Origin of the sequence: Kitasatospora sp. NPDC049285 (genome assembly GCF_040678815.1) — a bacterium.
Taxonomy (GTDB): domain Bacteria; phylum Actinomycetota; class Actinomycetes; order Streptomycetales; family Streptomycetaceae; genus Kitasatospora.
In genome coordinates this window covers 77,283-86,040 of the sequence record NZ_JBFAQR010000028.1, presented here as the reverse complement: position 1 = coordinate 86,040, position 8,758 = coordinate 77,283, and the positions used below count along the sequence as shown (strand labels likewise).

Here is an 8,758-nt window from a genome sequence, read left to right as displayed (position 1 = left end):
CCGCCCCCCCACATCCACCCGTCCCCACCCACCTTCCCCCCCTCCCCCCGGCTACCGCTCTGGGCCGCCCCCCGCCCCCCCCGCGACCCGGCTGCGCGACCGCCCGGCCTGGGCGGTCGCTGACATGGTGGAGCGGCTGGCCTGCCCGACCCGCCGGGCGCGCTGCCTGCAGACCGCCGACCGCGACCTGATGGCCCTGCTGCGCGCCTCCTACCAGCACCTCGACCGCGCCGAACGGGACTTCAGCCGGCTGATCAGCCGTCATCCGGCGGCCGCCTTCGACGTGGCGGGCGCGGCCGCGATCACCGGGCTGTCCGCCGACGAGGTGGAGGGCCACCTCGACGTCCTGTTCGAGAACAACCTGATCCGGCAGGACGCCCCGGCACGTTTCTCCTTCCACTCCCTGGTGCGCGACTGCACCCGGGACCTCCCGGTCGGCGAGGGCCCCGCCGCCCGTCCGGCAACGGAGCTGGTCGGACAACTTCTCGCCCTCTGATCGCCGCAGCCGTCCGCTGACCGGACACTTCTCCGGAACGCGAGAGTCAGCGGACGGCTACTCGATGTCAGTAAGCTCCCCCGCGTACCTCACTTACTGGCACTGATCGAAAACGGGGACGATCCAATGCTGGATATCCTGGGGCTTGACGCGGAATCAGAAGCCGTCTACCGCGCGATGCTGGCGGACCCGGAGGCCGGGGTGGCCGCGCTCGCCGCCCAACTCGGCGTGACCGAGGAACGGGTGCGCGCCGGGCTCGACCGGCTCAGCGAACTCGCCCTGGTGCAGCCGTCGGCGCGGGAGGGCATCGGGTTCCGGGCGATCGGGCCGGAGACCGCGATGGAGTTGCTGCTGGCCCGTCAGCAGGCGGACCTGGCCGCCCAGCAGATGCGGGTGGAGGCCTCGCGGGCAGCCGCCGCCCAGCTGATCGCCGAGTGCTCGGCGCTCAGACCCACCGCCACCGACGCCTCCTCCGAGCAGCTGATCGGACCGGAGGCGATCCGCGAGCGGCTGGCCGAGCTGGCCGGCTCGGTCTCCCAGGAGGTGGCCACCTTCGCGCCCGGCGGCGCGCACTCCGAGGAGGACCTGCGGGCCAGCCGGCAGCCGAACGCCGCGCTGCTGGAGCGCGGCGTGCAGATGCGCACGGTCTACCTGGACAGCGTCCGCAACCACCGGCCCACCCTGGACCACGTGACCTGGCTGAACCAGCACGGCGGCCAGGTGCGGACCGTTCCGGAGCTGCCGATCCGCATGATCATCTTCGACCGGCGGCAGGCCGTGCTGCCGATCGACACCGAGGACGCCCGGGCCGGCGCGGTGGTGCTGCGCGGCTCCGGCACGGTGGCCGCACTGTGCGCGCTGTTCGAGGGCGTGTGGACCACCGCCATCCCGGTCGGCGACACCCCCTGCTGCACCGGCGACGAACTCCCGCCGCAGGAGCTGGCGGTGCTGAAGATGCTCGCCCAGGGCTACACCGACGAGGCGATCGCCAAGCGGATGGGCGTCTCCCCGCGCACCGCCCGCCGGTTCGCCGCCAACCTGATGGAACGGCTGGACGCCCGCAGCCGCTTCGAGGCCGGGGTGCACGCCGTCCAGGACGGCTGGCTCCCCACCACGCGCTGACCGCGGGCGTCCCCTGACGGATCGCCGGGTGTCGGTCCGTCAGGCGGCGGCCGCCTCCCGGCGCTTCTCGCTGCGGTCCGCGAGGAGCAGGGCCAGGGCCGGCAGCAGGGTCAGCGCGTACACCCCGAGCAGCCAGCCGAAGGAGTGCGCGAAGGCGGCCGGCACCAGGCCGTGCCGCTCCTTCGCCGCGTCGGTCAGCACCACGGTGACCACCGCGATGGCCAGTGCGCCGCCGATCCGCTGGGTCAGGTTGAGCTGCGAGGCGGCGTCCGGGATGGACTCCTGACGGATCGACTGGAAGGCCCGGGTCATGGTCGGCACGATGGTCAGCCCGGTGCCGAGGCCGCGGATCACCAGGCTGCCGCAGAACAGCAGGTACGAGGTGTCGCCGGTGAGCCGGGTGAGCGGCGCGGTGGCGATCATGGTCAGTGCGATGCCGATCAGCACGGTCGCCCCGCCGCCGATCTTCCGCAGCAGCACCCGGGACAGCCAGGCCGCGGTGACCACGCCCAGGCCGCCGGTGGACATCAGCAGGCCGGTACTGACCGAGGACAGGCCGCGGGCGTCCTCGAAGTACAGCGGGATCAGCATCATCGGCGAGTAGAGCACGAAGCCCAGGCAGAAGATGTTCACCACCGCGGTGGCGTACACCGGGATCCTGAACAGCCGCAGGTCCAGCAGCGGGAAGCGCGCCGTCAGCCCGCGCGCCACGAACACCGCGGCGCCCGCGACCGCCAGGCCGAGCGGCACCAGCAGCTCCGGGGTGGCCGTGGCGCCCTGGGCGGCGTACTCGTGGATGGCCAGCACCAGGCAGACGGTGGCGGTCGCCGAGGAGACCAGGCCCAGCAGGTCCAGCGGCTTGGCGCTGCCGCGCGGCGGGGCGTCGTTGCGCACCCAGCGCAGGGTGACCGCGAACAGCGCGACGCAGAACGGGATGTTCACCACGTACACCGCGGACCAGCCGCCCCAGGCGACCAGCAGGCCGCCGATGGTCGGACCGAGCAGCGGGCTGATCAGCATCACCGAGCCGTTCAGGGCCTGCACCCGGCCCAGGTGCTCGCGCGGCACGCCGCGGGTCAGCAGGATGGTGGCGACCGGCGTCAGGATGCCCGCCGCCGCGCCGGACAGGCCGCGCGCCGCGATCAGCTGGTCCAGCGACTGGCTGGCGGCGCAGCCCAGCGAGCCCAGCGCAAACAGCGCGGTCGCAGCGGCGAACACCCGCTTGGCGCCGAACCGGGTGGCCAGCCAGCCGGTGGCCGGCATCACCGCGGCCAGCGCCAGCAGGTACGCGGTCACCACCCACTGCACCTGGTTGATGCCGCCGAACCGGGCGGTGGTCTGCTGCATGGAGACGTTGACGATGGTGGTGTCGAGCAGCGCCAGGAATCCGCCGGTGATGGCGGCGCCCATGGTCAGCAGCGCGGAGACGGACGGACCGGAGTCCGCGGCCGGCGCGGCGGCGGGCTCCGCGGAGGCCTCGGCGGAAGCCTCCTCGGCGGGCTCGTCGTCGGCGCTCTGCTCGGCGGTCGGCTGCTCGGCTGCGGTGTCGGCGGTGTCGGCGGCGTCGGCCGCAGGGGCCTCAGGGGTCTCGGCGGTCGGCGGGGCCTCGTCCTCGGCCTCGGTCACCGGGTTCGGGGCGGGCTTGGTGGTGGGCATCTTCGCAGGTCCTTCATCAGCGGGAGGAGTGTGAGCCGGGGTCAGTCGGCTTCGAGGAGGGCGCGCTCGACCTCGTCGAGGACCGCCTCGGCCGCCGGGCGGGCGTCGGGGCGGTTGCGGCAGGAGAGGGTGAGTTCGGTGCGGTCGTCGAGCTGACAGGTGCTCAGGAACATCTCGGCGTACGGGACGAGCATCGGCAGCGTGTAGTACTCGGTCGGGTGGAACCGCTCGGTGCGGTAGAGGTCGGTGTCGATCCGGCCGTGGTCGGTGAGGATGGCGGTGCACGGGAAGCGGCTGCCGTCCAGCTCCTGGGCCTCGCGCAGCGAGTTGGCGAACGGGTTGCTGCGCAGGAAGTCCCGGTCCAGGACGGCGACTTCGCGCTTGCGGAGCATCGCGGCGAGCAGCTGGCTGTGCAGCCGGTTCCAGCGGTCCTCGTGGTGCAGGTCGAGCACAAGCTGGGAGGTCAGGTTGGCGGTGGAGCGGACCGTGCGGTCGTGCCGGCGCAGGTCGACCGGGATGATCAGCCGGCCGGAGTCGGCGGCCAGGTGCCGGGAGATCGCCGCACCGACCCGGGCGGTCACCGCGGACGGGGTGGCCCGCACGCTGCGGCGCAGCCACAGCGCGGTGCCGTCGGCCGGGCCCTGCCCGAGGATCGCCGGGTGGCCCGGTACCCGCGCCGGGGCGGGGGCGGCGGGCACCGGGGCGGCGGCGGCGCGGAAGTGCGCGTCGTCGACGGTGGCGTCGGCGCCGACCACCGGCTCGCCGCGCAGCGCGCGGAACAGGTCCTCGATCCAGTACCGCAGGCCGCGGCCGTCGGTGACGATGTGGCTGGCCCGGACCACCAGGCGGGTGACCGGCCCGTTGGCCAGGCCCACCTCGCAGACCGGGCCGGCCACCACGTCCAGGTCGCGGTGGAAGAACGGGTGGTCGAGGCCCGCGCCGGCGGGGAGTTCGACCACCGGCGGCAGCTCGTCCCCGGCCCGCCAGGCGGCGCCGCGGCGCCGCACCGCGAGGCCGGGGCTGACGGCGGTGGCCTGCCGGACGGCGTCGGTGAGTTCGTCCAGGCCGATCCGGCCGACGCCCTCGATCACCATCTGGATCAGCTGCGGGGTGCCGGTGGCGGCGGCGTTCAGGTAGCCGCGTTCGATCGGGGAGATCCGGCGGGTGTAGCGGCGGCCCGCGGTGGCGGGCGCGGTCTCGGTGGCCGCGGTGGCGGTCGGGGTCATGCGGCGGGCTCCAGGGTCAGGGCGGCGGTGCGCACCGCCGGCTCGGCCGGGCCCGGCTGCCACCACCAGCGCACCGGGGTGGGCGCGTCGGTGGCGAGGGCCAGGTGCAGGCCGTGGCCGAGGTCGGCGGAGCGCACCAGGTAGCCGACGTTGGTGGGGCGCCAGCCCGGCCGCCAGTCGGGCAGCCGGACGCCGGCGAAGGTCTCCTTGCGGAGGTGCGAGGCCTTGATCAGCGCCTCGCACTCGGCGAAGTCCCGCAGGGTGGCGGCCTCCCCGGCCGGACGGCCGAGCAGCGCGCCGAGCCACTGCATCGCGAGGGGGCGGTCCCGGTGGTCCTGCAGGTCCACCCCCACGCGCTGCCCGGGCGCCAGCGCCACCGTGCTGTACTCCGCGCAGTGCGCCACCGAGGCGTTCAGGCCGAGCTCCGGCACGCTCCAGCGCCGGTGCTCGTCCCTGGCCAGCTGACGGGGGCTCAGCCGGACCCCGTACAAACCGGCCAGCGCCTCGGTGACCAGCCACCGGCCGGCGTCGTTCAGCCGGTGGCCCATCCGGTCCCGCGGCAGGTGCGGGTGCCGGGTGACCAGGCAGTCGATCGCCAGGTCGTCCCGCTCCGCCGGCCCGGCCGGGAGGCCGGTCGAGCGGTTCGCCGGACCGGTGCCGGAGGCGTCCCGGCCGGAGGCGTCAGGCCTCCAGGCCGACCCGCCCCCGGCGGGGCCGGAGCCGTCGACCCGCACCCGGCCCGAACCCGTGCCCGCCCGACCGGTGGAGCCGATGACATGACTGTCCGTCAGTTCATCTCCGTGCGGCGCAAGTTCGGCGGGCCGCAGGCCGGTGGGCGTAGCGGCCATCACGGCCTCGCGTCGAACACGGCCGCCGCGTAGCTGCCGCCGTAGGCGAAGCTGGAGAGCAGCAGCCGGCCGGCCGGGGCCCCGCCGGCCAGCGCGGCCACCAGGCCGAGCGCGCCCGCGCTGCCGTAGGTCTCGCCGAGCTGGGACTTCGGGGTGATCGCGGGCCGGTCGGCCAGGCCGGCCAGGGCCAGCGCCCGGGACTGGGCCAGGTCGACCAGGCTGAACCCGGAGGCCGCGGAGACCACGGTGTCGATCTGCTCGGGCGTGCTGTCCGCCTCGGCCAGGGCGGCGCGCAGGGCGCGGGCCCAGGCCTCGCCGTCGCGGCCGATCCGGCCGATGCCGGCCGACTCGCCGGAGGCCCCGAAGCCGCGCACGTCCGCCAGGACGCCCGCGCCGCGGGCGGCTGCGGAGGCCTCGGACTCCAGCAGGATCGCGGCCGCGCCCTCGCTGAGCACCGCGCCGGTGCGCCCGCCGGGGACGACGTGCGCGGTCCTGGCGTATCCGGGCAGCCGGGCCTGGGTGGCCAGGGCCTGCTCGGGGAACTCGTCGGCGACCACCACCATGATCCGGTCGGCCATGCCGCGGGCGATCACCCGGGCGGCCAGCTGCAGGGCGAGGACCGAGCTGGTGCCGCCGTTGGCGATGGTGGCGGTGTAGCCGCGGTAGCGGTGCAGCATCGCGACGTGCCCGGCCGCGGCGTTGACCACGGTGTTGGCGAAGGTCGCCGGGTTGGCCCCGCTGATGCCCTGCTCCAGCACGCCCTGATGGAAGTTCAGGACCGAGGTGACCGGGCCGTAGCCGGTGGCGAAGACGATGCCGGTGCCCTCGGCCTCGGCGCGGGACGGCTTGCCGTACCGCTCGTACAGGTCGCCGACGGCGCCGGCGGCGAGCACGCCCAGCGGGTCCATCCGGCGGGCCTTGCTGGGGTTGAGGCGCTTGGTGACGGCCTTGACGTCGACCCGGCCGATCGGGCGCTCGCCGACCCCGGCCACCTGCTCCAGGGCGTCGAAGCCGACCCGGCCCTCGGCCAGCACCGCGGTCAGCTCGGCGGTGGTGCCGGCCGAGCCGGCCATCCCGGCGACGCCGGTCACCACCACGTGGTGCACGGGGGCCGTGCGGCGGGCCGAACGGGCGGGCCGGCCCGGCTTGTTGAGCACCACGGTGGCGTTGTTGCCGCCGAACGCGAAGGAGTTGGAGGCGACCACCTCGAGCGGCGCGGGCCGCCCGGTGTCCGGGACGATGTCCAGCCCGAACGGGGAGGCCACCCCGCGGGTGTTGACGGTCGGCGGGATCACGCCCCGGTCGATCGCCATGGTGGAGACGATCGCCTCCACCGCGCCGGCCGCACCGAGGGTGTGGCCGAGCATCGACTTGGTGGAGCTGGCCGGCGGCACCTCGGCGCCGAACAGCAGCTTGACCGCCTTGGGCTCCGACACGTCGTTGGCGGGGGTGCCGGTGCCGTGCAGGTTGACGTAGTCGACGTCCTCGGGGGTGAGGCCGGCCGTCGCGAGGGCCTGGGCCATCGCGGCGGCCGCGCCCTTGCCGCTCGGGTCGGGGGCGGTCTGGTGGTAGCCGTCGCAGGAGAGGCCGTAGCCGCCCAGTTCGGCCAGCGGCGCGGCGCCGCGGGCCGCGGCCCGCTCCGCCGACTCCAGCACCATGAAACCCGCGCCCTCGCCGAGGGTCAGCCCGGTGGAGGCGGACATCGGCGCGCACGGCTCGGGGTCGAGCGCGCCGAGCGCACTGAACCCGTACGCCGAGAGCTGGGCCAGCGGGTCGACGCCGCCGCAGATGACGTAGTCGACGTCGCCCTTCCAGAGCAGCTCGGCCGCGTAGCCGAGGGCGACCGCGCTGGCCGCGCAGGCGTTGGAGAGCACCACCCGCGGGCCGCGCAGGTCGAACTCGGCGGCGATGTAGTCGCCGACGCACGGCAGTTGGGAGGAGGCCGCCTGGGCGGCGTCCAGCCGGCCCTCCTTGACCAGGTCGCGGTGGACGGACTCCAGGGTGGGCATGGCGCCGAGGCTGGAGCCGACCACCACGGCCACCCGGTCGCGGTCCACCGCGTCCAGGTCGAGGCCGGAGTTGCGCAGCGCCTCGCGGATCGCGGTGGCCGCCAGCGCGTAGCAGCGGTCCAGGTCGGCGGGCTGCTCGCCGGTGACCATGCCGGCCCAGTCGGTGAGCAGCTCGGTGGTGTCGAACAGGGTGTTGGTCCGGATGCCGGAGATGCCCTGGGAGATGGCGGCCCAGCTCTTCTCGACGTCGTCGCCGGCGCCGGTGATCAGTCCCAGCCCGGTGAGGGCGATGCGTTCGGTGGTGTTGGTCATCAGTGGATCCGGGTGGTCAGCGAGCGGGCGATGACGCGGGGCTGGGTGACGGTGCGCAGCGGGGTGGCGGCGCCGTCCGCGGCGGTGGCGACGAGCTCCAGGCCGGGCACCCAGAACGGGGCGTCCAGCAGCGCGACGACCAGTTCCTCGTCGGCGTTGGCGGACGGGGCCTGCCAGACCACGGTGCCGATCTTCCGGCCGCCGGCGGTGACCTCGGCGCCGTTCTCGAAGGAGCTGCCGACCGGGGCGGCCAGCGCGGTGATCTTGGCCAGCTCGGCGGTGGGCTTGACCAGTTCCTCGGAGCCGAGGAAGTTGCCGATCCGGTTCCAGTCGACCATCCAGGCCAGGTCGGCCTCGTGCACCGGCAGGCCGGCGAAGCCCGCGGCGTAGACCGCCATGCCGGCCTCGGCCTGGACCCGGGCCAGGCCCTCGGTGCCGACCTCGGCGCCGCCCTCGGCGACGACCGCCTCGACGGCCGCGGCGTGGCCGGCCTCGGGGGCGTTGGAGATCAGCAGGTAGCCGTACTCGCCGGTGGTGCCGACCCGGGCGAGGTGGGCGATGGCGGTGTCGTCACCAGGCACCGCGGACTCGGTGACGGCGTGCAGGGTCAGGCCGGAGATGTCGAACTCGACGAACTTCGCGGCGGCCGACCAGGCCGTGGGGCCCTCGAACGCGGTGGCGCCCCAGCCCTCGGGGGCGATCTCGACGGTGACGTCGGACGGGGTGTCCAGGGCGTCCAGGTAGGCGGACAGCTCCTCGGCGGTGACCGGGGTGCGCGGCAGCAGCCAGGAGTCGTCGCCGATCTCGAAGTGCAGCACGATCGCGAACGGGGAGCCGTCGGCGTTCAGCGCCAGCGCCTCGCGGACGGTGTCCGGCTCGACGTACTCGCTCGCCTTGGCCAGGAACTGGTCCAGCAGGTCGTAGCGGTCCCCGCCGGAGATCCGCACCAGCGGGGCGGTGATCCGGTAGACGCCGATGGTGGAGCGGACGGTGGTGTAGTCGTCCTGCGCGGTACGCACGGCAACGGTGGTGGTCATGGCTGTTCGGTGTCCTTTCGAGGGGTCTTCAGGGTTGGTGGTGCGTCAGGTG

At 74.7% G+C, this 8,758-nt stretch carries 7 protein-coding genes; 2 read left to right on the top strand and 5 right to left on the bottom strand.

What is annotated here, in order from left to right:
- Positions 1-124: 124 nt before the first annotated feature.
- Together AB0K51_RS19665 and AB0K51_RS19660 are read left to right on the top strand one after the other, a co-directional pair.
- The gene (locus AB0K51_RS19665; protein ID WP_363456808.1) at positions 125-496 is read left to right on the top strand and encodes a hypothetical protein; all 372 of its coding nucleotides are present in this window, start codon (positions 125-127) and stop codon (positions 494-496) included.
- A 126-nt stretch (positions 497-622) separates the two neighbouring features.
- Positions 623-1,618 (top strand): LuxR C-terminal-related transcriptional regulator, encoded by a 996-nt coding sequence (locus AB0K51_RS19660; RefSeq protein WP_363456805.1) that lies wholly within the window; start codon positions 623-625, stop codon positions 1,616-1,618.
- Between the two features lie 39 nt (positions 1,619-1,657).
- Here AB0K51_RS19660 and AB0K51_RS19655 read toward each other — a convergent pair whose 3' ends face one another.
- The 5 genes from AB0K51_RS19655 to AB0K51_RS19635 are packed head-to-tail and all read right to left on the bottom strand — an operon-like array spanning position 1,658 to position 8,706.
- Complete coding sequence (locus tag AB0K51_RS19655) at positions 1,658-3,274, bottom strand: DHA2 family efflux MFS transporter permease subunit (RefSeq protein WP_363456802.1); 1,617 nt, start codon at positions 3,272-3,274, stop codon at positions 1,658-1,660.
- 41 nt (positions 3,275-3,315) lie between these two features.
- Positions 3,316-4,500, bottom strand: coding sequence for a hypothetical protein (locus AB0K51_RS19650; RefSeq protein WP_363456799.1), 1,185 nt, complete (start codon positions 4,498-4,500; stop codon positions 3,316-3,318).
- Complete coding sequence (locus tag AB0K51_RS19645; RefSeq protein WP_363456796.1) at positions 4,497-5,348, bottom strand: hypothetical protein; 852 nt, start codon at positions 5,346-5,348, stop codon at positions 4,497-4,499. The genes AB0K51_RS19650 and AB0K51_RS19645 overlap by 4 nt, the downstream gene beginning before the upstream one ends.
- The gene (locus tag AB0K51_RS19640; protein ID WP_363456793.1) at positions 5,348-7,669 is read right to left on the bottom strand and encodes a beta-ketoacyl-[acyl-carrier-protein] synthase family protein; all 2,322 of its coding nucleotides are present in this window, start codon (positions 7,667-7,669) and stop codon (positions 5,348-5,350) included. Before AB0K51_RS19640 ends, AB0K51_RS19645 begins: the two co-directional genes overlap by 1 nt.
- Complete coding sequence (locus AB0K51_RS19635) at positions 7,669-8,706, bottom strand: aminomethyl transferase family protein (protein ID WP_363456790.1); 1,038 nt, start codon at positions 8,704-8,706, stop codon at positions 7,669-7,671. The genes AB0K51_RS19640 and AB0K51_RS19635 overlap by 1 nt, the downstream gene beginning before the upstream one ends.
- Positions 8,707-8,758 lie beyond the last annotated feature (52 nt).

Coding starts and splice junctions, on each gene's coding strand:
- AB0K51_RS19645 (WP_363456796.1), bottom strand. CDS start 5,348: ATGGCCGCTACGCCCACCGGCCTGCGGCCCGCCGAACTTGCGCCGCAC.
- AB0K51_RS19650 (WP_363456799.1), bottom strand. CDS start 4,500: ATGACCCCGACCGCCACCGCGGCCACCGAGACCGCGCCCGCCACCGCG.
- AB0K51_RS19635 (WP_363456790.1), bottom strand. CDS start 8,706: ATGACCACCACCGTTGCCGTGCGTACCGCGCAGGACGACTACACCACC.
- AB0K51_RS19655 (WP_363456802.1), bottom strand. CDS start 3,274: ATGCCCACCACCAAGCCCGCCCCGAACCCGGTGACCGAGGCCGAGGAC.
- AB0K51_RS19665 (WP_363456808.1), top strand. CDS start 125: ATGGTGGAGCGGCTGGCCTGCCCGACCCGCCGGGCGCGCTGCCTGCAG.
- AB0K51_RS19640 (WP_363456793.1), bottom strand. CDS start 7,669: ATGACCAACACCACCGAACGCATCGCCCTCACCGGGCTGGGACTGATC.
- AB0K51_RS19660 (WP_363456805.1), top strand. CDS start 623: ATGCTGGATATCCTGGGGCTTGACGCGGAATCAGAAGCCGTCTACCGC.